22 protein-coding genes and 1 other RNA gene are annotated in these 21,381 nt (G+C 63.6%); 12 read left to right on the forward strand and 11 right to left on the reverse strand.

Features of this window, described 5'->3' with window-relative positions; translation table 11 throughout:
• The first annotated feature begins 29 nt into the window (after window positions 1-29).
• Window positions 30-548 (forward strand): hypothetical protein, encoded by a 519-nt coding sequence (locus FJ960_RS18400; RefSeq protein WP_140715873.1) that lies wholly within the window; start codon window positions 30-32, stop codon window positions 546-548.
• Window positions 549-605: 57 nt separating this feature from the next.
• Here the strand turns inward: FJ960_RS18400 and FJ960_RS18405 are convergent, their stop codons facing one another.
• Entirely contained in the window at window positions 606-1,568 is a 963-nt protein-coding gene (locus FJ960_RS18405) for a Dyp-type peroxidase (protein ID WP_140715876.1), read from the reverse strand.
• A gap of 133 nt (window positions 1,569-1,701) precedes the next feature.
• Between FJ960_RS18405 and FJ960_RS18410 the strand changes: the two genes are divergently transcribed.
• Window positions 1,702-5,682 (forward strand): AsmA-like C-terminal region-containing protein, encoded by a 3,981-nt coding sequence (locus FJ960_RS18410; protein WP_140715878.1) that lies wholly within the window; start codon window positions 1,702-1,704, stop codon window positions 5,680-5,682.
• A gap of 45 nt (window positions 5,683-5,727) precedes the next feature.
• Here FJ960_RS18410 and FJ960_RS18415 read toward each other — a convergent pair whose 3' ends face one another.
• From FJ960_RS18415 to FJ960_RS18425, 3 genes are all read right to left on the reverse strand, one after another.
• The gene (locus FJ960_RS18415; RefSeq protein ID WP_140502467.1) at window positions 5,728-6,609 is read right to left on the reverse strand and encodes a sigma-70 family RNA polymerase sigma factor; all 882 of its coding nucleotides are present in this window, start codon (window positions 6,607-6,609) and stop codon (window positions 5,728-5,730) included.
• Between the two features lie 31 nt (window positions 6,610-6,640).
• Window positions 6,641-6,946 carry a hypothetical protein gene (locus FJ960_RS18420; protein WP_140502469.1) on the reverse strand — a complete coding sequence of 102 codons (306 nt, stop codon included), beginning with the start codon at window positions 6,944-6,946 and terminating at the stop codon, window positions 6,641-6,643.
• 104 nt (window positions 6,947-7,050) lie between these two features.
• Complete coding sequence (locus FJ960_RS18425; RefSeq protein WP_181169685.1) at window positions 7,051-7,482, reverse strand: helix-turn-helix domain-containing protein; 432 nt, start codon at window positions 7,480-7,482, stop codon at window positions 7,051-7,053.
• Between the two features lie 164 nt (window positions 7,483-7,646).
• On the opposite strand from FJ960_RS18425, the gene FJ960_RS18430 reads away from it, so the two are divergent.
• A complete protein-coding gene (locus tag FJ960_RS18430; RefSeq protein ID WP_140715880.1) occupies window positions 7,647-9,446 on the forward strand; it encodes a chloride channel protein in 1,800 nt (599 codons plus the stop codon).
• 1 nt (window position 9,447) lies between these two features.
• Here the strand turns inward: FJ960_RS18430 and FJ960_RS18435 are convergent, their stop codons facing one another.
• The 4 genes from FJ960_RS18435 to FJ960_RS18450 all read right to left on the reverse strand — a co-directional run bounded on the left by FJ960_RS18435 (window position 9,448) and on the right by FJ960_RS18450 (window position 11,304).
• Entirely contained in the window at window positions 9,448-9,672 is a 225-nt protein-coding gene (locus tag FJ960_RS18435; RefSeq protein WP_140715882.1) for a ribbon-helix-helix domain-containing protein, read from the reverse strand.
• The gene (locus tag FJ960_RS18440; protein ID WP_140715884.1) at window positions 9,669-9,920 is read right to left on the reverse strand and encodes a DUF4169 family protein; all 252 of its coding nucleotides are present in this window, start codon (window positions 9,918-9,920) and stop codon (window positions 9,669-9,671) included. Before FJ960_RS18440 ends, FJ960_RS18435 begins: the two co-directional genes overlap by 4 nt.
• An 11-nt stretch (window positions 9,921-9,931) precedes the next feature.
• On the reverse strand, window positions 9,932-10,468 hold the full coding sequence (locus tag FJ960_RS18445; protein ID WP_140502475.1) for an SspB family protein: 537 nt from the start codon (window positions 10,466-10,468) through the stop codon (window positions 9,932-9,934).
• A 146-nt stretch (window positions 10,469-10,614) separates the two neighbouring features.
• Window positions 10,615-11,304 carry a TetR/AcrR family transcriptional regulator gene (locus FJ960_RS18450; protein ID WP_140715886.1) on the reverse strand — a complete coding sequence of 230 codons (690 nt, stop codon included), beginning with the start codon at window positions 11,302-11,304 and terminating at the stop codon, window positions 10,615-10,617.
• A 185-nt stretch (window positions 11,305-11,489) separates the two neighbouring features.
• On the opposite strand from FJ960_RS18450, the gene FJ960_RS18455 reads away from it, so the two are divergent.
• Window positions 11,490-12,695 (forward strand): multidrug effflux MFS transporter, encoded by a 1,206-nt coding sequence (locus tag FJ960_RS18455; protein WP_140715889.1) that lies wholly within the window; start codon window positions 11,490-11,492, stop codon window positions 12,693-12,695.
• 141 nt (window positions 12,696-12,836) lie between these two features.
• Here FJ960_RS18455 and FJ960_RS18460 read toward each other — a convergent pair whose 3' ends face one another.
• Window positions 12,837-13,274, reverse strand: coding sequence for a VOC family protein (locus tag FJ960_RS18460; RefSeq protein WP_140715891.1), 438 nt, complete (start codon window positions 13,272-13,274; stop codon window positions 12,837-12,839).
• Between the two features lie 329 nt (window positions 13,275-13,603).
• Window positions 13,604-13,964, reverse strand: a transfer-messenger RNA (tmRNA) gene (gene ssrA, locus FJ960_RS18470).
• 166 nt (window positions 13,965-14,130) lie between these two features.
• On the opposite strand from ssrA, the gene FJ960_RS18475 reads away from it, so the two are divergent.
• The 6 genes from FJ960_RS18475 (at window position 14,131) to FJ960_RS18500 (ending at window position 18,702) form a co-directional block, all read left to right on the forward strand.
• Window positions 14,131-14,442 carry a DUF2853 family protein gene (locus FJ960_RS18475; RefSeq protein WP_140502480.1) on the forward strand — a complete coding sequence of 104 codons (312 nt, stop codon included), beginning with the start codon at window positions 14,131-14,133 and terminating at the stop codon, window positions 14,440-14,442.
• A 173-nt stretch (window positions 14,443-14,615) separates the two neighbouring features.
• Window positions 14,616-15,410, forward strand: coding sequence for a thymidylate synthase (locus tag FJ960_RS18480; RefSeq protein ID WP_140716031.1), 795 nt, complete (start codon window positions 14,616-14,618; stop codon window positions 15,408-15,410).
• A gap of 241 nt (window positions 15,411-15,651) precedes the next feature.
• Window positions 15,652-16,446 carry a molybdate ABC transporter substrate-binding protein gene (gene modA / locus FJ960_RS18485; RefSeq protein WP_140715893.1) on the forward strand — a complete coding sequence of 265 codons (795 nt, stop codon included), beginning with the start codon at window positions 15,652-15,654 and terminating at the stop codon, window positions 16,444-16,446.
• Window positions 16,447-16,472: 26 nt separating this feature from the next.
• Window positions 16,473-17,177, forward strand: a complete 705-nt coding sequence (modB, locus tag FJ960_RS18490) for a molybdate ABC transporter permease subunit (protein WP_027141703.1) — start codon at window positions 16,473-16,475, stop codon at window positions 17,175-17,177.
• Window positions 17,174-18,286: a molybdenum ABC transporter ATP-binding protein gene (modC, locus tag FJ960_RS18495; protein ID WP_140715895.1), complete on the forward strand. Its 1,113-nt coding sequence runs from the start codon at window positions 17,174-17,176 to the stop codon at window positions 18,284-18,286. Before modB ends, modC begins: the two co-directional genes overlap by 4 nt.
• Window positions 18,287-18,360: 74 nt before the next feature.
• Window positions 18,361-18,702 (forward strand): winged helix-turn-helix domain-containing protein, encoded by a 342-nt coding sequence (locus FJ960_RS18500; protein ID WP_127279684.1) that lies wholly within the window; start codon window positions 18,361-18,363, stop codon window positions 18,700-18,702.
• A gap of 51 nt (window positions 18,703-18,753) precedes the next feature.
• Here FJ960_RS18500 and cobF read toward each other — a convergent pair whose 3' ends face one another.
• On the reverse strand, window positions 18,754-19,515 hold the full coding sequence (gene cobF / locus FJ960_RS18505) for a precorrin-6A synthase (deacetylating) (protein ID WP_140715897.1): 762 nt from the start codon (window positions 19,513-19,515) through the stop codon (window positions 18,754-18,756).
• A 180-nt stretch (window positions 19,516-19,695) separates the two neighbouring features.
• Here cobF and FJ960_RS18510 point away from each other — a divergent pair, with 180 nt between their 5' ends.
• On the forward strand, window positions 19,696-20,709 hold the full coding sequence (locus tag FJ960_RS18510; RefSeq protein ID WP_140715900.1) for a DUF4424 domain-containing protein: 1,014 nt from the start codon (window positions 19,696-19,698) through the stop codon (window positions 20,707-20,709).
• Window positions 20,709-21,227, forward strand: a complete 519-nt coding sequence (locus FJ960_RS18515; RefSeq protein ID WP_140715902.1) for a dihydrofolate reductase — start codon at window positions 20,709-20,711, stop codon at window positions 21,225-21,227. The genes FJ960_RS18510 and FJ960_RS18515 overlap by 1 nt, the downstream gene beginning before the upstream one ends.
• The last annotated feature ends 154 nt before the right edge of the window (window positions 21,228-21,381 follow it).

The following is a 21,381-nucleotide window of genomic DNA, read 5'->3' on the forward strand; positions in this document are numbered from 1 at the left end:
GACAGGCGTGCCGGCTGAGGAGGACTGTCATGGCCATTTCACGCAAGGAAGAAGCGCGAGCGCTGAGCGCCGACGAACACGAGATGGTGGAGAAATCGCACCATCCGGTGGTGCAGGAACTTTCCGATAACGACCTTTCCGGCCTGGTCAAGCTGTTGCGGGAACGGCGTGACAAGGCGCAGGCCGAAGCGCATCGCAGGCGGCGCGAGATACGCGGCAAGGGCGCGCCGAAAGGCGCGGCACCCTCAAAGGCCGATGGCGGTTCACAAGTGAAGCTCGCGGTGCTGGCCATGGCGATGCGGCGGCTGAACGGCGAGGCCGAACGGCGCCGCCAACTGGCGGCCCGCATTTCGCTGGTTGACAATGCACGCAAGGCGCTGGCCTTGAAGCAGAAAGCCCCGGACGGTCCCACGCACAATTCGCGAACGGCGCACAAGGGCATGCGGGCCGTCGCCAACCAGAAGGTTCCAAGTCTTGTTCGACCGGCGGAACTTGGCCGCCAGCGCAAAGCGGCCAAGGTGGCGCAGGCGAAACGCGACGCACGCTGAGGGACCGCGGATAGAGGCCACCAGCCGCTGCTCTACCGTGCAGTGGAGTAGCTTGTCTTACTTAGCCTGCACAAGCGTCTGCAGCATGGGACGGGTCGGGGCGAAGAAGGTCGTGCCGGTGTGCGGCGTCGAGACATCGAGCAGCCGGTCGTAGGCGCCCGGCGGGTCGCCGACATACATGCGCTGCAGCATTTTCTCGGTGACCCAAAGATATCTGCTGTAGCCGATGAAGTAGGTGCCGAACTCGTTCTGCCCGGGCCTGCCGAACGGCATGTTGTCGCGCAGTATGTCGTACTCGTTGCCGTCGGCATCCTCGATGGTGGCCAGCGACTTGTGCGATTTGCGGGGCGCGTCGTCATCATCGATTTCGATGTTGTCGATCTTGGTGCGGCCGATGATCGCCTCCTGCTCGGGAGTCGGAATGCGCGCCCAGGCCTGCATATCGTGGAGATATTTCTGGACCACGACATAGCTGCCGCCGGCGAAGTCGGCATCCTCGTCACCGACCAGCGCCGAGGCTGGCAGATCGAGGCCGGCCGGGTTTGCAGTGCCGTCGACAAAACCGAGCAGGTCGCGGGCATCGAAATAACGAAAGCCCGCCACTTCGTCGACGACGGTCACGCCGGGACCAAGCCTGTCGAGCAGGATGCGTTCGAATTCGAAGCACATGTCGGGCCGCTCGGCGCGGATGTGGAAGAGCAGGTCGCCCGACGTCGTTGGCGCCGAATGGACCGCGCCCTTGATCGGCGCGAACGGCTTCAGCTCCAGCGGTCGCCGGCCGGGGCTGAGCCGGTTCCAGAGATCGCTGCCGATGCCGGCGATACACGACAGGCGCCCGCCAAGATCGCGGAATCCGACAGTCTTGACCAGGTCGTCGAGCTCGCCGAGCACGGAGCAAACCCTGGCCAAGGCCGGCTGTTCGCCGGCGACGGTGACGACAAGGAAAATCGCCGACTGCGATAGCGGGGCATCGACACTCTGTGCATCGATCGGCACGCGATCCCAGTTCTTGCCCGACATCCGAGAATCTCCGCTTTTCCTAGAATTTGTTTCAGATCGTCCGACGTGACGCAACACAGGATGAATTGCCTCTTTATCGACACGCGGATGCGGGTAGAGTGCGGCAGAATTTCAATCAACCTGTTCGGAGCGGATGCTCGCACGCCTGTTCGTGATCTTCGGTGGCCTGTTCGTGCTGGTGCTGCTTGCGGCGCTGGTGGTGCCGTATTTCGTCGACTGGACCGGCTACCGCGCCGAGTTCGAGCGCGAGGCAAGCGCCATCCTCGGCCGCAAGGTAACCGTGCAGGGCGATGCCACGGCAAGGCTGTTGCCGTTCCCCTCGGTGACCTTTTCCAACGTCGCCGTCGCCGGTGGCCCCGACGGCCAGCCGGCCATGACCGTCGAGACGTTTTCGATGGATGCCGAACTGGCGCCCTTCCTGCGCGGCGAGGTGCTGATCTTCGACATGCGGCTGGTGCGGCCGAAGGCGACCATAGACATCGCGGCCAATGGTACCGTCGACTGGGCGATGCGCCCGTCCTCGCCCTTCGACCCCGGCCAGATTTCGATCGAGAAGCTGACGGTGACGGAAGGGCAGGTCGAACTGCGCCATGCCGCAGGCGGCCGCAGCCACATCTTTTCCGAGATCAATTCGACCATTTCGGCCAAGTCGCTGGCCGGTCCGTGGCGCATGGACGGCACGTTGCGGCTGGACGGGTTGCGGACCACGGTCGCGGCGTCGACCGGCAAGGCCGAACCCTCCGGGCAGATGCGGTTACGGGTGAGGGCGGACCCCGAAGCCTATCCGCTGGTCATCGAGACCGACGGCAATGCCGGAATCGTCAATGGTGCCGCCGTCTATTCCGGCCAGTTCAAGATTTCGGGTGCCGACAAGGATGATGCCGGCAAGAATTCAGCCGAGCTGCGCGGCACGGATGGCGAGACGGTCAAGGTCAGCGCCGGCAAGCCCGATCCGGGTTTCCGGCTGAACGGCAAGTTCTCGCTCGACCACCAGAAGCTTGGTGTCGATGAATTCCGTTTCGAAACCGGTCCGCTCGACAATCCCTACACCGCCGACGGCAAGGCTTCGGTCGATCTCGGCCAGAAACCGAGCTTCGCCATCGAAGCCAACGGCGCACAGGTGCAATTCGACGAGGCGGTGGGTGCGCCGGCGGGTGCGGGCCTGACGCTGGACCAGCGTATCGCCGGGCTCGAGCAGGCGTTGCTCGATGTGCCGAAGCCGACTATTCCCGGCACGGTCGAGATCAAGCTGCCGGCGGTGGTGGCCGGCGACACCACGGTGCGCGACGTTCATCTTTCCGCCGAGCCGGTCGGTGACGGCTGGTCGGTGAAATCGCTGGCCGCGACCTTGCCGGGCCGCACCAAGCTGGAAGCCGATGGCAAGGTCATGCTCAACGTGCAGGGCCATTTCGGCTTCACCGGCTCGTTGCTGCTGGCCGTGGCGCAACCTTCGGGTTTCGCAGCCTGGCTGTCGAAGGATGTCGACGAAGCGATCCGCCGTCTGCCTGCCGCCGGGTTCAAAGCCAAGGTCGATCTCTCGGAAAACCATCAATCCTTCAGCGATCTCGAATTGATCCTGGGCAAGGCGAAGTTTTCCGGCCGCATCGATTCCAGCCAGCCTGACGACGCAAAGCCCTCGGTGCTGATGCGGCTCGAGGGCGGTGACCTCGATGTCGATGGGCTGGCGGCCTTCGCCTCGATCTTCGTCAGCGACAAGGGCGCCAACCGTTTTGCCAGCAGCGACCTCGATTTCCAGATCAAGGCCGGCCCGGTCAGCGCCGGCGGCTTGACCGCCGACACGGTCGATACCGCTCTCAGGCTGCGGGACGGACTGCTCGAAATCGACAGGCTTTCGGTCGGCGGACTGGCCGGTTCCTCGATCAGCGCCACGGGCCGGATCAAGGATTTTCCGGCGGGCCCGACCGGCAAGCTCGACGCCTCGGTGGTCGCGGTCGACCTGAAGCCGCTGATCGACGTCGCCGCGCAGCATTATCCTGACAATGCCGTGCTGAAGGGGCTCGCGGGCCGCGCCGCCGCTTATCCCGACCTGTTCCAGGATGCGCGCATCGACCTCGTGGCCAGTGCCGCCGACAATGGCGACGGCACCACGGGCCTGGCGGTCAGCGGGCAGGGCAAGGCCGGCGGCTCGGCGTTTTCGGCGTCGCTGTCGGGAAGGGGCTCGGTGGACAAGCTTGCCGACGCGCCGGTGACCCTGACTTTCAATGCCAGGAACCCGGACGCAACCGCCTTGCTGGCGCTCTATGGCCTGCCGGCGCTGCCGCTCGGCATGCTGGGTGAAGCAAGCACCGATATCCAGGCCAAGGGCACGTTTGGCGGCGGCCTGGCGACGAGCTTCAGCCTTGCCGGCAACGACTTCAAGGCCGGCTTCGAGGGTACGGTCGCGGACACGCCGCAAGGTCCGACGGCCAAGGGCAAGGTCAATCTCGACGCCTCCGACATCGAACCTTGGCTGATGACGACGGGCATTGGCCTGCCCGGCATGGGCGCCGGCATGTCGACATCGCTGGCCGCGCAGGCCGATTACGGCAATGGCCTGCTGGTGCTCTCCGGGCTCAGCGGCGCCATCAACGAGGCGGCTGTGTCCGGCGACATCAACCTCGATGTCAAGCAGGGGGTCGACGGCAAGGATGGCGTGCCGCATCTGGCCGGTGCGCTGGCGCTCGACGAACTCGACCTCGATCCGATGGCGGTGGCACTGTTTGGCGATTCCGCTTTTCTCGCGGACAAGAACGGAGCCGGCAAGAGCGACAAGGCCGGCGCATGGCCGTCGGCGCCGTTCAGCCAGAAGTCCAGCCTGCCGTTCACCGCCGATCTCGACCTGACCACGGCTTCGCTGGCCGCCGGCCCGTTGGCCACCGCCTATGACGCGGCCTTCTCGCTCAAGCTCGACCCGGAAGGCATTCGGGTCGCCGACCTCAAAGCCAAATTCCTCGGCGGCGCGCTCTCCGGCCTGTTCGAGTTGAAGAACAATGAGGGCACCGGGCTTTTCACCGGACAGATGAAACTGGCGGGTGCCGACCTGGCTGATGTGTTGCCGAATGCGGGCATCGGCGGCAGTGGCGATTTTTCGACGACGCTGTCGACCAGCGGCAAGTCGGTCGACGCGATGATCGCCGCTCTGTCGGGATCCGGCACGGCGACGCTGAAGGGCTTGCAGATCGCCGGCGTCAATCCTGACGCGTTCGGCGCATTCCTCGCCAAGGCGGATGCGATCGGCCGCGATATCGACGCGGCCAAGACCGCTGGCTTCGTGCCTGACATCGCAGCCGACGGCAGCTTCGCCGCAAAGGACGCCGAGGTCGCCTTCACGATTGCCGGCGGCATGCTGCGAGCGCCGCCGATCAGCCTTGAAAATCCGGCGGCGACCTTGTCGGCCGACATCACGGCCGACCTTAACGCCAGCACGGTTTCGGCCAAGGGCGCGGTCACCTATCGGCCCGGCGACGAAGCGCTGGTCGGCTCCGAGCCGGTCGTGAATTTCACCGCCGAGGGGCCGTTCGGTGCCGTGAAACGGCAGTTCGACAGCGAGCCGCTGGCGCAGTTCCTGACCCAGCGCGCGCTGGAAAAAGAACAGCAACGCGTCGAGGCGATGCAGGCCGCGCTGCTTGAGAAACAGCGGCTGCGGCGCGAGGTGCGCTACTACGCGGCACTTCAGGATGCCCGCGACAAGGCCGCGGAAGAATTGCGCCAGCAGGAGGAAGCGGCGCGCCTGAAAGCAGAAGCCGACGCCAAGGCGAAAGCGGAAGCCGACGCTCAGGCCCAGGCTGAAGCGGATGCCAAGGCGAAGGCCGACGCGGAAGCGAAAGCCAAGGCGGATGCAGACGCGAAAGCCAAGGCCGATGCCGATGCGAAGGCGGCGGCGGAACAGCAGGCAGCGGACGAGGCGGCCAAGGCGCAGGCCGAGCAGGAGCGCCAGAAGGCGGAGGAGGCGATGCGCATTGCCTCTCAGGAAAAAGCCAGGCTCGAAGCCGAGCGCAAGGCGGCGGAACAGGCGCCCAAGGCCGAGCGGGTGCCCGCCAACGACAATCCGCCTCCGGCCAAGCCGAAAGCCAATCCGTTCACTGTCGACAATCTGCTGAAGTCGCTGCAGTAGGCGGTAGGACTGGGCTTTCCGGTTGCTCGCCGTCTCGCAATCGTCTCAAAGAAGAAACGTTTCGGCGCCGTCAGCGACGTATCTGGCGTGGCGGAAGTCGCGGATGGTGGCAAGCTTGTCGCCCTGCCAACCCAGCAGGATGAAGTATGTCGGCGCTGCCGCAGGGTCGTTGGGATCACGCACGAGGATTGCCGGACGGTCTTCGACGAAACCAGGCGCGAAATGCCAATCCTGCACCCGGGAATAATTGCCGAAATAGGTGGCCACCTCCTTGCGGCCGTTCAGCCTTGCCCTGGCCACAAGTTCCAGCCGCACTTCATCGGCCAGCATGTCCCGCACGGCGTCGAAATCACGGGCGTTGAAGCGATCGACATAGGCGTCGAGCAACAGGCGCTCCGATGCACTCAGCCTGGGAACAGGACGATCGTCCTGTTCATTGGCGAACTGGCGCAACCGGCCTCGGCCACGGTGCAGCGCGGCCTTGATCGCGGGGATGCTGGTGTCGAGCATGGTGCTGATCTCCTGCAGCGAATAGCCCAGGACGTCCATCATGATGACGCTGCTTCGTTGCGCGACGGGAAGGCGCATGAAACTGTGCAATCCGGCTGCCGCGGCCTGCCGGTCGGCGATGGAATTTGCCGGGTCGGCGATCATGTCCGGCTCCTCGTCGGAGAAGGCCCTCTCGCGGGCGCGGCGGCGCAGGAAATCGAGCGCCGCATTGTGGGCAATGCGGAACAGCCAGCCTTCGGGATTGGCGATCGGGCCGGCGTTGGGCAAGGCCTCGAATGCCTTGGCCAGCGCCTCCTGCAAGACGTCCTCGCCATCGACGACCGAGCCTGTCATGCGGGCGCAATAGCGGTGCAGCTTGGGGCGCAATTCGCCGAACAAGCGGTCGAAAGGCTCGCGGACTTCGCCTTGGCTGTTCATGCACCGCCCGTTCTTGACGTGGTTTATTCAGCTACTCGTCCAGCATCCGATAATGGCCCACCACTGTCATCACGTCACGGTGCGGCGGGTCGATGCAGCGATCCCTGATGCCATTTTGGAAGGCCTCGAAAGCGGCAAGCCCGGGGATGACATCGGCATGCTCGTCGGTTTCGATCTCGACGAGATGGACGAAAGTGCCGTCGCCGGAGCGCCAGGTCATGTAGCGAACGCCTTCCGGCGATTTGCCGCGCAGTTCCTCGAACACGGCCTTGACCAGGCGCTCGTTCTCGTCGGCCCGGTCCGGCTTCGTCTTATAGCGTATCAAATGGTGTTTCATCGCATCGGTTCCTCGGCTCTCACCTGTCCAGGACGCAGCGGCCAGGCCAAAGGATTCGGATTCGAAAAAAATAATTCGGTATCGGCCCGCGCGGACGCCGGGCGTCAGTCTTGGCCCCCATCGAGCAGGCGCCGCAGCATGGGTTCTATGCGCGAGAGCTCGTCGAGATGCGCGGCAGACAACTCGGCCAGGCAATCGTCGGCGCGCTCGGTCAGCCGCAGCAGTACGCGGCGATGATCGTCCTTGTCCTGATCTCGTGCGACCAGTCCTGCCTCGCCGAGACGGTTGACCAGTTCGACGGCGCTGTGGTGGCGGATGCGCAGGCGTTCCGCCAGGTCGCCCACCGTCACCGGCCCGCCGCCCGGATAGCCCTTGATCGCCAGCAGCGCCTGGTGCTGGCGCGGGGTCAGGCCGGCATCCTCGGCCTGCACCTGGCTGAATTCGAGGAAGCGGCGGATCAGGTAGCGGAATTCGGACAGCCGCTCGTAGTCGGATTGCCTGATGGCGGGGCGTCGTGTCTTGGGTGGCTGCGTCATATAGGAGATGTCTTCGTTTTCCGGAGAAAGCTCAAACGAAATTTCGGGCGGAATGAGCTTGAACAGATATATCGTGTTACGATACATAGCCGACCGACAACCGGCTGGCCACTTCGACCGTGCCGCAGAACCAGATACGGCCGCCGCCGGGAAGCAACGCAACCATGAAGACCCACAACTCCAATCCCGGTCATCTCAGGGATTTCACCACGGATGCCCGAGTGCTGCTCGTCGCCGCGATAGCGGTGGTGGTGGCGACCGCCGGGCTGTTTGCCGGCATCGTGCTGCTGAAGCTGATCCGGCTGGCCACCAACATCGCCTATTTCGGCCAGTTCTCGCTTGCCGAGCTGAAGCTGCAGGATACGCCGCTCGGGCTTGCCGCCGTCATCGTTCCGGTCATCGGCGCGCTGATCATCGGCCTGATGGCGCGCTATGGCAGCGAGAAGATCCGCGGTCACGGCATTCCCGAGGCGATCGAGGCGATCCTGCTCGGGCGCTCCAGACTGGACGCGAAGGTGGCAATCCTGAAGCCGCTGTCGTCGGCGATCTCGATCGGCTCCGGCGGGCCGTTCGGCGCCGAGGGGCCGATCATCATGACCGGCGGCGCCATCGGCTCGCTGATCGCGCAGATGCTGCCGGTCTCAGACACCGAGCGCAAGACGCTGCTGGTCGCGGGAGCGGCGGCCGGCATGACCACCGTGTTCGGCACGCCGATCGCGGCCATCATGCTGGCGGTGGAACTGCTTTTGTTCGAATGGACGCCGCGCAGCTTCATTCCCGTGGCGGTGGCGGCCATCGTGGCGGAGGTGGAGCGCACGATGCTGCATATGCCGGGGCCGATCTTTCCGTTCCAGGGCAGCATGGCGGTTTCCTTCCTCGGCCTTGGCGGCTGGGTGCTGGTCGGTATCTGCGCCGGTCTTTTGTCCGGGCTGCTGACGCAGATGGTCTATGCGTGCGAGGACGGCTTCCAGAAGCTGCCCATCCACTGGATGTGGTGGCCGATGCTCGGCGGCCTGGTGGTCGGCATAGGCGGATTGATCGACCCACGGGCGCTCGGCGTGGGGTATGACAACATCGCCGACATGCTGGACGGCCGCACGATCGCGACCGCGGCGCTCCTGCTGCTGGTGGTCAAGGCCGTGATCTGGTCGGTGGCGCTCGGCTCGGGAACCTCGGGCGGCGTGCTGGCGCCGCTGTTGATCATGGGTGGCGCAATGGGCGCGGTGCTTGCCGGGATCCTGCCGGCGGCGGACCCGGGCTTCTGGGCGCTGCTGGCCATGGCCGCCACCATGGGCGGCACAATGCGCGCGCCGCTGACAGCCACTTTCTTCGCCGTCGAGCTGACCGGCAACACGCATGTGCTGGTGCCGCTGATCGCGGCCTGTGCGGCGGCGCATGCCGTCACCGTTCTCCTGATGAAGCGTTCGATCCTGACCGAGAAGATCGCCAGGCGAGGGCACCACCTTGTGCGCGAATATCGCGTCGATCCATTCGCGCTCACCAGGGTGCGCGAGGTGATGACATCGGAAGTCGAGAGCGTGCCGGCGACGATGACGCTGCATGGCGCGGCCGCCTTCTTGACCGCGCCGGAAACCCGGCATCCGAGTTTTCCCGTGGTCGATGAAAACAGGCAGGTGCTCGGGCTCATCGATCCGCCGGCGATCCTGCGCTGGCGCCGCGCCGGCAAGCACCGGACGACGACGCTGGGGGAGTTGTTGGCCGGAAGCAAGGTGACGCTGGCCTATCCCGACGAATATCTGGAAGGTCTTTCGGACAAACTGTTGACGGCCAATGTCTCGCATCTGCCGGTCGTGGCGCGTGAGGACGGAAGGCTGGTCGGCTATGTCGGCTGGAAGGATCTGATGCGCGTGCGCTCGCGCAAGCAGGCCGAGGAGCGTGAGCGCTCGACCTTGCTCGGCTTCGGCACCAGACGCAGGAAGGCAGACGTGGCTGACAGTGCCTAGTTCAGGCGTTCGTCCCGTGCTTCGCCCACTCCAGGACATAGAGCCTCAGCGCCGAGGACAGGTTGGCATCGCGCGGCCGGGTCTCGTCAATTTCGGCGACAAGGGCGGCGAGTGTCAGCTTTCTCGCCGCCGCGATGGCGAGGAGGTCGTCATAGAAGGGTTTTTCCAGGGAATAGCTGGTGCGATGGCCGCGAATGGTCACCGAGCGCTTTTCGACGGCGCTCATTGACCGTCAGATTGGCTGGAATCGTCAGATTGGCTGCGATCGTTAGGTTGGCTGGGGTTGCCTGGTTCGCCGGGCTTTTCGCGGTGATGGCCCGCGACGAACCTTTCGCTCTTGTCGGCGATCAGGCGGTCGCGTTGCTTTTCAGCCTTGGTGCGGCCGTGCAAGGCGCGATTCTGGCTGGCCATTTGTTCCTTGTCGGCTCGCGCCTTCTGTTTGCGGAGCTGACGAAGGTTGACGATATCGGCCATGGACCGCGAGCCTATTTTTTGCGGAAGGCGTCGAGCGAGACCACTTCTGCGCCCTTGGTGCCGGCATCGCCAGCGGCGGGCTTCTTCTCCGCTTCGGCGGCGGCCTTCTTCTCGGCCTTCGGCTTCTTCTCGGAGACGATGGTCAGCGGCTCGGGGGCCGGTGCTGCCGGTTCCTCGTCGGGCTGCGCGTCGGTCTTGACGTCGAATTCGAGTTCGAAATTGACCGAGGGATCGTAGAAGCCGCGCACGGCCGAGAACGGGATCTCGAGTTTCTCCGGCACGTCGGAGAAAGAGAGACCGACCTCGAAGCCGGTGTCGGTCACCTTCAGGTCCCAATACTGGAACTGGATGACGATGGTCATCTGCTCGGGATAGCGCTCGCGCAGGCGCGACGACACGCGCACGCCGGGCGCGCCGGTCAGGAAGGTGATGAAGAAATGATGATTGCCGGGGAGGCCGGTGCGCGCGACCTCGGCCAGGACCTTGCGCATGACGCCGCGCAACGCCTCCTGGGCCAGAATGTCGTAGCGGATGTGGTCGTCGGCCATGAGGTGGTCAGGTTCCGTTGAATCGTCCGCATAGCTGTAATCAAGCTTGGGCGCGGCGTAAACCTGATATAGACCGCCGCCGCGCCGAAGCGAAGACTATTGCCAACGATTTGATCGGCAAGGCGGCTTCGCCGCAACCGCAAATGTTATGCGTTAGCCAGCGCAGTGTGCTTTTTCGCGCCGGCCGGGGAAGGGCGCTTGCCGAAAGCGCGCAGGAAGGTGCGCACGCCGTTCGTTGCCGATTGCACCACCTCGTCCTCGCGCGGCGTGCCGCCAAGCATGAAGGTGGTCTGCAATTCGGCATTGACGAGGCCGAGGAACTGGCGTGCCGCGACGTCGGGATCGTCGATCGTGAGGTGGCCGCCATAGGCGAGGCGGGCGAAACGGGCGGCGATTGCCGGCCATGTCCGGCCTGGGCCCTGTTTACGCCACTCGGCAAAGAGCTCGGGATAGCGCTCGCCTTCGGTCTGGATAAGCTTGCGCAGGAATTTTCCGTCGCGGTTGCAGATGCAATTCTGGTTCAGGCGCACGGCAAAACCGATTAGGTCCGCTTCGATATCCCCGGGCTGATCGGGGAAGGTGGCAATGGTGGCGAAGATGCCGGCGTTGCAGCGCTCGGTCAGGTCGCGCACGACGGCGATGAACAGCTTTTCCTTGTCGCCATGGTGGTTGTAGACGGTCTGGCGTGACACGCCCGCCTCAATCGCGATCAGGTCGATGTTGGCACCGGCGAAGCCTTCTCGGCAGAACACTCCGGCGGCGGCGTCGACGATCGACAGGCGCTTGGCCTCGTGGCCGCGTGGCGGGAAAGTGTCAGGAGAAACGCCCGGTCTCATGAAAATCTATATAGAGGTGATTGACGATTTAGACAAGGCTGTCTAAATTTGTGGACACGGCATAAAGGGATTTCACTCCAGAGGGACGAATAAATTCTCTCCAGGAGTCGGAATCCCACGGGATGGAACGTCCTGGGGTAGACGTCGCCTGGCGGCGATAACCAGATTCGAAAGAAGCCAACATCATGAGTCCCAAATTCCTCCGCATCGCGGTCGTACTCGGCCTGTTGTCCGCCATCGGCCCGTTCGCCATCGACATGTATCTGCCCGCACTGCCGTCGATCGGCACAGATCTGCATGCCGGCACCACCGCCGTGCAGATGAGCCTTTTGATCTTCTTCCTGTCGATGGGCTTCGGCCAGATCGTCGTTGGGCCGTTCTCCGACATGGTCGGCCGCAAGCTGCCGCTCTATGGCGGCCTGGCGCTGTTCATGGTCGGCGGCATCGGCTCGGCAATGGCGCCGACCATCGAGTGGCTGATCGCCTTCCGCTTCCTGCAAGGTCTTGGCGCCAGCGCCGGCATGGCCATTCCGCGCGCCATCGTGCGTGATCTGCACACCGGCAATGAGGCCGCCAAGCTGATGTCGCTGCTGATGCTGGTGTTTTCGGTGTCGCCGATCCTGGCGCCGCTGACCGGCAGCCAGATCATCGAGAATTTCGGCTGGCGCGCCGTATTCTGGACGGTGACCGGCGCGGCCGTGCTCGCCACCATTCTCCTGGCCACCTCGCTGAAAGAGACGCGGCCGGCGGAAGAACGGGTCGGTTCCTCCTTCGGAACCGCGCTCGCCGGCTACCGCTTCCTGATGGGCGACCGTAATTTCCTCGGCCTGGTGGCGATCGCCGGCTTCGGCATTGCGAGCTTCTTCGTCTACCTGTCGAGCTCGTCCTTCATCCTGATCGACCATTATGGGCTGTCGCCTTCGGTCTATAGCGTGTTCTTCTCGATTAATGCGGTTGCCTTCATCGGCATGTCGCAACTGACCGGCCTGCTTTCCGAACGGTTCGGGCTGAAGCGCGTGGTGTGGGTGGCGGTGACCGGCTACGCCACGACGATGGTTGTGCTGTTCGCCATCATGGCGACGGGCGTCGACCGGCTCGATGTGATGGCGGCCCTGCTGTTCGTCGGCTACGGCTTCCTCGGCCTGGTTATCCCGACCACATCGGTGCTGGCGATGGAAGAGCATGGCGAGATCGCCGGCACGGCGTCGGCACTGATGGGCACGCTGCACTTTGCCATCGGCGCGCTTGCCATGGGCGTTGCCGGCGTATTCTTCGACGGCACGCCGTTTCCGATGGTCGCCGGCATCACGCTCTGCGCGGTGATATCGTTCGCGCTGGCGAAGGTCACGCTTGGCCGCTCGCGGGAAGCGGTCGAAGCGCCGGCGGAATAGGCAAACCCTCGATGAATCAGGAAAGGCCGGGTCGATCCCGGCCTTTTTTGTGCCGGAGGCATTGCGGACGACACAAGCTGCAGTCGTTTATCCCGGCGCAAAACCGGCGTTTGCCCGGGGTTCACGACTGCTCTCTGGCGCTCAGCTGAGTTCCTGGGCGAGTCCGATGAGAAGCCCTTCGGGCCCACGGATGTAGCAGAGCCGATACACATCCTTATACCGGACCAGTTCACCCACGAGCTGCGCGCCGCGCGTGCGGAGCCGTTCAAGCGTATCGTCGATGTCGTCCACGGTGAACATGACGCGGAGGTAGCCCATGGCGTTGACCGGGGCATTCCGGTGATCCGCGACGACAGGCGGCGTGAGGAAGCGGGAGAGCTCCAGCCGGCTGTGGCCGTCCGGCGTGCGCATCATGGCAATCTCGACATGCTGATCGCCCAGTCCGGTGACACGCCCGGCCCATTCTCCTTCGATCGTGGCCCGCCCTTCGAGCTCGAGGCCGAGTTCGCGAAAGAAATCGATCGTCACTCCGAGGTCCTCGACGACGATTCCTACATTGTCCATCCGCTTGAGCGCCATGTTTCCGATCTCCAAGATGTCGGTTCAATCCACAATGTTTCGCCGGGTTCCAACAACACGCATGAAAGGCCGGGCCGGTGGTCCGGCCGCTTTATGCTCGCGATGTCAGCGACAATCCAGCAGCGTCGAGGAGGAAGCGCACGCGCTCCTCGACTGGCGCAAGCGGCAAGGTCACCAATTCGTAGCCAAGTTCGGCACAAACGCCGACCACTGATTGGCAAGTGCGCTCGGCCTCGTCGAGCGTTTGCCTGCGCTCTTCGTCCTGGGTGAAGAGGCGCGAAGTTTCGTCGGCACGAGCCGTTGTGCGTGACGCAAATTGAAGGGGGAGAAGTGGAGGTTTCTGTTGCCAGGTACCTCCGAACCCCGCCTAGAAGTGCGAACCCCTAGGGCTTGATTTGAAGCTATCGCACTGCATTAAGCAGCGAGACGTGCTTCCGCATAGTTGTCGTTGGCAACTATAAGTTTAGCCCGATAACGGTGGTACAATGCCGGGCAAAAGTACGATCTTTACACCTTCGTCGATCCTATTTCGCCCCCAGCAAAAACCGCTCTATCGTCGACAGCGGCTTTTGGTGGAGGCGCCGGGTACCGCCCCCGGGTCCGAACGGCTTATTTCATCGCCCATTTATCGCCATAGTCGGTCAAGCCGACAAAACGAATATAGGGGGCGTTGCGTGGAAATGAAAGGCCGCAATGGTGGTTGTCCCTGTGTCAAATCGCGACGCCGAGGGTTGACTTGGGCGCGGTCTCAACCGAAGCTTTGCGAGCGGTGAGGAGTTACCGACCTAGCGCACAAGTTGCCAAGCGCCACAGCCCTCATCGATCGGATCCGTGGCGCCGACGAGGGGGAATTTTGATGGCCGACTATCTTGCGGATGTGAAGAAGTATGACGCCGCGGCAAACGCCGATGCGGTCGAAAAGATCGTCAAGCATCTCGGCATTGCGCTGAGGAACCGCGATTCCTCGCTGGTGTCCTGCACGGACCCAAAGGAATTGGCGCGGGTCAAGGAGAGCTGGGTGGCCAAGAAGCTCGGCGTCAGCGACGGGGCGAAAGCCGACGCTGCGATCGAGAAGACCTGCAAGGCGATGCACGCCGACAACACCAAGAACCGCGTGACCTTTTACTATCTGGTGGCCAAGGATCTGGGCAAGCTCAGCTCCCTCTAGGACTTTTTTGGGTCACTCCATTCTGGCGGCCCGCTGGCGACTTTCCGCGTTTCCGGTTCGCCAGAGCAAGCGCTGAAACAGTTTCTCCCCTGGATGGGGAAACTTCAGACAAGCGTGGCGTCAGCGCCTACATGCGCTATGATCGGCGAAATCTCGAATCGAGCCCGGAACCGATGCGCCAGTATCTCGACCTCTTGCAGCACGTGCTCGACAACGGCGCCGATCGCGGCGACCGTACCGGTACCGGCACGCGCTCCATCTTCGGCTACCAGATGCGCTTCGATCTCGCGCGCGGTTTTCCGGTCACCACCACCAAGAAGCTGCACCTGAAGTCGATCATCCATGAACTGCTGTGGTTCCTGGCCGGCGACACCAACATCAAGTACTTGACGGGCCATGGCGTTTCGATCTGGGACGAATGGGCCGACGAGAATGGCGACCTTGGTCCGGTCTACGGCAAGCAGTGGCGGTCCTGGCCGGACGGCCACGGCGGTTCGATCGACCAGATCGCCAATCTTCTCAAGGAGATCCGCCGCAATCCTCAATCGCGGCGACTGATCGTCTCGGCTTGGAATCCCGCCGAGGTGGAAGCGATGGCGTTGCCGCCTTGCCACTGCCTGTTCCAGTTCTACGTGTCCGAAGGCCGGCTTTCCTGCCAGCTCTACCAGCGCTCCGCCGACATCTTCCTCGGCGTGCCGTTCAACATCGCGTCCTATGCGCTGCTGACGCTGATGGTGGCGCAGGTGACGGGGCTGAAGCCAGGCGATTTCGTCCACACGCTCGGCGACGCGCATCTCTACTCTAACCATTTCGAGCAGGCGCGCGAACAGTTGCAGCGCACGCCGAGGGCGCTGCCGACGATGTGGATCAATCCGGACGTGAAGGACCTGTTCGCCTTCCGCTTCGAGGATTTCCGGCTGGAAAACTATGTCGCCGATGCCTCGATCAAGGCGCCGATAGCGGTCTGAGCCGCGGCTTTTCAGTCGATGCCGACCATCACGTCCGAAGCCTTGACCACGGCATAGGCCTCCTTACCCTTTTTTCGAGCTTGAGGTCGCGACGGCTTCGTTGGCGATCGAAGATCTTAGCAGAACAACCCTCGAACAGGTGCATTCCGGCAATGCCAGGCCTTCCCTTGTTATATCCATGCGGATATATCGGTCTGCAGGCTTCGAGCCGACCGGATTTCAAACCCAGGGAGAGTTTTCGGTGACGCGCAAAGGTTTCGGGTTGAGGACGATCGCCATTAGCGGTTTTGCAGCGGCGTTGGTGGCGGCAATGCCGGCAGCGCACGCGGAGGACAAGGTCGTGGTGTTCGCGGCTGCCAGCCTCAAGGACGCGCTCGACGCGGTGAACAAGGCCTGCGAAGCCGATGTCGGCGAGGCCGCGACCGTCTCCTATGCCGCGAGTTCGGCGCTGGCCAAGCAGATCGAGGGCGGGGCACCGGCCGACGTCTTCATCCCGGCCGATCTCGACTGGATGAAATATCTCTCCGACAAAAAGCTGACCAGGCCCAATACGGAAGTGAAGTTGCTCGGCAACAAGATCGTGCTGGTGGCGCCGAAGGATTCGACTGTCGAAGCCAAGATCGAGAAGGGCTTCGACCTCGCCAAGCTGGTCGGCGACGGCAAACTCGCCATGGGCGACTTCAAGGCCGTGCCGGCCGGCAAATACGGCAAGGCGGCACTCGAATCGCTCGGCGTCTGGTCCTCGGTCGTGGGCAAGGTGGCGCAGGCCGAGAATGTCCGTGCGGCCCTGAAGCTGGTTTCGACCGGCGAAGCAGCCCTCGGTATCGTCTATGCCACCGACGCGCACGCCGAAAAGGGCGTCAAGGTGGTCGGCACCTTCCCAGAGGATTCACACCCGCCGATCATCTATCCGGTTGCCCAGACCGCCGATTCGAAGGACAAGGATACACCGGCCTTCCTGAAGTGCCTGCAATCCGCCAAGGCCGGCGCACTCTTTAGGGAACAGGGTTTTACCGTGCTCACGCCGAGCAACTGAGCTCGAAAAGGCCCCGATACCGCAACATGACCTGGCTGCTGGACCTCACTCCCGACGAATGGAATGCGGTCCGGCTGTCCATCAAGGTGGCGACGGCTGCGATGCTGGCCAGTCTGCCGCCGGGCATAGCGATCGCGCTGCTGCTTGCCCGGGGGAAATTCTGGGGCAAGACACTACTCAACGGGCTGGTGCATCTGCCGCTGATCCTGCCCCCCGTGGTGACCGGTTATCTCTTGCTTTTGACTTTCGGCAGGCGCGGCCCAGCCGGTGCATTCCTCGCCGAACATTTCGGCATCGTCTTCTCGTTTCGCTGGACGGGTGCCGCCCTTGCCTGCGGCGTCATGGGCTTTCCCCTGATGGTGCGCGCGATTCGGCTGTCGATCGAGGCGGTGGACCGCAAGATGGAGGCGGCCGCGGGCACGCTCGGCGCCAACCCTCTGTGGGTGTTCGGCACCATCACGCTGCCGCTGATCCTGCCCGGGCTGATCGCCGGCGCCATCCTGTCCTTCGCCAAGGCGATGGGCGAGTTCGGTGCCACGATCACTTTTGTTTCCAACATCCCCAACGAGACGCAGACGCTGCCGACGGCAATCTACACCTTTACCCAGGTGCCGGGCGGCGACGAAGGGGCGCTGCGGCTGACGCTGATTTCCATCATTATTTCGATGGCGGCACTGGTCGCCTCGGAAGTGCTGGCGCGGCGCGTCGGCCGGCGGATGGACATCGAATGAGCGTCCTTGTCGACATCGGACATCGGCTTGGCGATTTCGCCATCGACGCCCACTTCGAGAGCGCCGGACGGCTGACGGCGCTGTTCGGGCCATCCGGTTCGGGCAAGACGACGCTGATCAACATGATTGCCGGGCTGATCCGGCCGGACCAGGGGCGCATCGAGGTCGACGGCCGCGTGCTGGCCGACACCGGTGCCGGCATTTTCGTGCCAAGGCACAAGCGCCGCATCGGCATGGTGTTCCAGGATGCGCGCCTGTTTCCGCATATGAGCGTGATGAGCAATCTGCGCTACGGCCGTTGGTTCACGCCAGCGGTGGAACGCTACGCGGATATGGACAGTGTTGTCGAACTGCTCGGCATCGGCCCGCTGCTTGGGCGACGGCCGGCAAAACTCTCGGGCGGCGAGAAACAACGCGTGGCGATCGGCAGGGCGCTGCTTGCCAGCCCCAGGCTGCTGCTCATGGACGAGCCGCTGGCCTCGCTCGACGAAGCCCGAAAGGCCGAGATCCTGCCCTATATCGAGCGGCTGCGCGACGAAACGAAGATCCCGATCGTCTATGTCAGCCATTCGGTTGGCGAGGTGGCGCGGCTGGCCAGCGACGTGGTGATGCTGGCGCAGGGCAAGGTCATCGCCAGGGGGCCGACCGAGGCAGTCATGCAAAGGCTCGACCTGTTGCCGGCCGAAGAGCGCGGCGAGGGTGGCGCCGTGCTGGATACGAAGGTGCTGCGTCACGACGAGACTTTCGGCATGACCGTGCTCGGTTCGGCCGCCGGAGAGATCCGCGTGCCGCGCCTTGAGATGAAGCCCGGGGCTCCGGTGCGTATCCGCATTCGCGCTCGCGACGTGATGATCGCCACGGAAAAACCGACGGGCCTCAGTGCACTCAACATCTTGCCGGGCACTATCGTCGCGATCAGCCCGGGCGAAGGGCCGACGGTCGAGATCGGCATCGACTGCGATGGCGCAACCGTGCTGGCTCGCATCACGGAACAATCGCGGCAGGCGCTGAAGCTGCGGCTTGGCGACAAGGTCTTCGCGGTGGTCAAGACCGTGAGCTTCGACCGGGCGAACACCGGCGCCGGCTTGCCGCTCGAGGTCGACGGCTGACAGGGGTGGTGATCGCCGCTATATTGTTTTGGAATAACGGTCGCCGAAGCTGAAGCGATCGCGGAGGAGCAAAAATGCCGTCGCTGAGCTTGCGGATAAATCTCGATCCGGACGGACGGATAGGCCCTGGCAAGATCGAGCTTCTGGAGCACATCGCCACATTCGGTTCGATCTCGGCCGCCGCGCGCGGCATGGAGATGTCCTACAAGCACGCCTGGGATCTGGTCGAGGACATGAACCGGGTGTTCGGCAAGCCGCTGGTTTCGGCGCAGACCGGCGGCCGCAAGGGCGGCGGGGCGCAGCTGACAACGGTCGGCCTGGCGGTGGTCAGCCGCTTTCGCGCCATCGAGCGCGCGGCGTCCGCCGCGGCGGCGACGCATATGGATGCGCTGCAGGCCGAGATTGAAGCGGGGTAGGGAACAGTCAGTAGTCAGTAGTTGGTTGGCTTCACTACTCACTACTCACTACTACTCCTGCTTCCGCAGCAAATACGTGTCCATGATCCAGCCTTTTTCCCGGCGGGCTTCGTCGCGGCGCTTCTCGATTTCGGCGCCGACATCGCCCAGGCGGCCGGAGATGATGATCTCGTCCGGCGTGCCGAGATAGGCGCCCCATTGGATGAAAAGGTTCTGGTCGGCCAGCGTGTTGAAGGCGCATTTGCCGTCGAGCATGACGACGGCGCTGCCGGCATTGTCCGGCATGCCTTCCTCGGTCAGGCGGCGGCCGGTGGTGATCAGCACAGGATCGCCGATGCGGTTCAGCGCCGTTTTGTGGCTGGCGGCCAGCGCCTGGATGGCAGTTATGCCGGGGATGACTTCCAGCTCGAAGGCGACACTGCCCCTCAGGCGCACGCGCTCCAGGATGCGCAGGGCGCTGTCGTAGAGCGAGGGGTCGCCCCAGATCAGGAAGGCGCCGCAACCGTCCCCGGCGATCTCGTCGCGGATCAGCCCCTCGTAGATGGCGGCGATCGCCTCATGCCAGTCGTCGACCGTCGAGCGATAGGAAGACGTTGGTTCGACGCGCACCGGCACGTCGAACTCGATCCGGCGTGAGGTCGGGTTGGTGACGAAGCGGTCGCAGATGCCGCGCCGCAGGTCGGCAAGGTCTGTCTTGTCGGCGCCCTTGTCGGGAATAAACAGGACGTCCGCCCGGTTCAGGCCCGATATGGCCTGAACCGTCATGTGGTCGGGATTGCCGGCGCCGATGCCGATGACGAGAAGCTTGCGCATGCGGCGAACTCCTGCCCGATCGTAACCTGTTAGTCCAGACCACATGCGTGTCCAGACCGCAGGGTTGTCCAGACCGCGTACCTGTCCAGACTGCGTGCGTGAGCACTGACGCGGAAGGGCTTTGAAACGCCGCATTGAAAGGGCTAGGGTCCCGCGAGCATTCTCGCCGAGGGGGCTTTCATGCTGCGATATGTTTTGACCACCGTACTGGCCCTATCGGGGGCGCCTGCATTGGCCAATGATTCGGTTGCCGAGCTTGGCACCGGCGGCCTGATCCTGTCGCGCAACGATGCCGTGGCGATGCAAAGTGAGGATCTTTTCATCTCGCCCGAAAAGGTGACGGTGGATTACGTCTTCCACAACAACACCAACAAGGATGTCGACGCGATCGTGGCCTTCCCGATGCCCGACATTTCGGGGGATCCCGAAGAGATGCCGGCGATCCCTGAAAACCAGAGCGACAACTTCCTCGGCTTCGAGGTGACGATCGACGGCGCGCCGGCAAAGCCGCAACTCGAGCAGAAGGTGCTCGCGCTCGGCATCGACATCAGCGCCGATTTGAAGGCGCAAAACGTGCCCTTCAATCCGTTCGGCGATGCCGCCAAGGCGGCGCTAGCGAAGCTGCCGCAAGCGGTGGCTGACGACTGGGTCAACCGCGGCATCATCATCGAGGATGCGGAGGCCGACAGTGGCCAAAAACCCGGCTATTCGCCGTTCTGGCAATTGCGCTCGACCTATTGGTGGCGCTCGGCCTTTCCGGCCAACAAGGACGTCCACGTCTCGCACCGCTACAAGCCGAGCGTCGGCGGCACGTCGTCGGTCAGCTTTTACAATGAAGGCCAGTTCCAGGGCTCATATTCATCCTACAAGACCCGCTACTGCATGGACGACACCTTCGAGAACGCGGTGCGCAAGGCGGCGAAGGACAATGCGGACGGCTATCCCAAATTCTACGAAAGCCGCATCGCCTATATCCTGACCACCGGCGGCAACTGGGCGGCGGGCACCATCGGCAAGTTCAAGCTGACCGTCGACAAGGGCAATCCGAAAGGCCTGGTCTCGTTCTGCGGCGACAACGTCAAAAAGGTCGGGCCGACGAGTTTCGAGATGACGGCGCACGATTTCTATCCCGAGCACGATATCGATATCCTCCTGCTCGAACCGTCCGACAGCAATGGCGGGGACGCAAATTGATGCATGTCGCGATCTACGTCGCCATTGCCGAGAACGGCGTGATCGGGCGGGAAGGTGGGTTGCCCTGGCGGCTCTCCACCGACCTCAAGCGCTTCAAGGCCGACACGATGGGCAAGCCCACCATCATGGGCCGCAAGACCTATGAAGGCATCGGCCGGCCGCTGCCGGGCAGGCTGAACATCGTCGTCACCCGCGACAAGGCGTGGCGCGCCGAGGGCGTCGAGGTGGCGCATACGCTGGAAGCCGCGATCCAGCTGGCAACGGTGCGCGGACGCTGCATGACAGGCGTCGACGAGGTCTGCATCATCGGCGGCGGCGAAATCTATGCCCAGGCGCTGCCGCTGGCGGACCGCCTGCACGTCACCCATGTACTGGCCGCCGTCGACGGCGACGCGTATTTCCCGCCGATCGACCCTGATACATGGCACGTGGTCAGTTCGCAGGGGGTTCCGTCAGGAGAAAAGGACAGCCATGCGACGCGCTATACGGTTTACGAGCGCCGCCGCGAAATGGTTTGAAGACAAAAACGGCATTTAAGGACGACAAAGGGTCGCTACCGGCCCAAAACGGATGAAGTCGACGGGCATCGCGTTGAAAGCGTGCCGTGGCGTCCCTATAGAAGAACGACACTGGATTTGCGCCGTACCCGCGGCGCTTGAGGGAATTCCAAGC

Origin of the sequence: Mesorhizobium sp. B2-3-11, from assembly GCF_006442215.1 — a bacterium.
Classification (GTDB): Bacteria; Pseudomonadota; Alphaproteobacteria; order Rhizobiales; family Rhizobiaceae; genus Mesorhizobium; species Mesorhizobium salmacidum.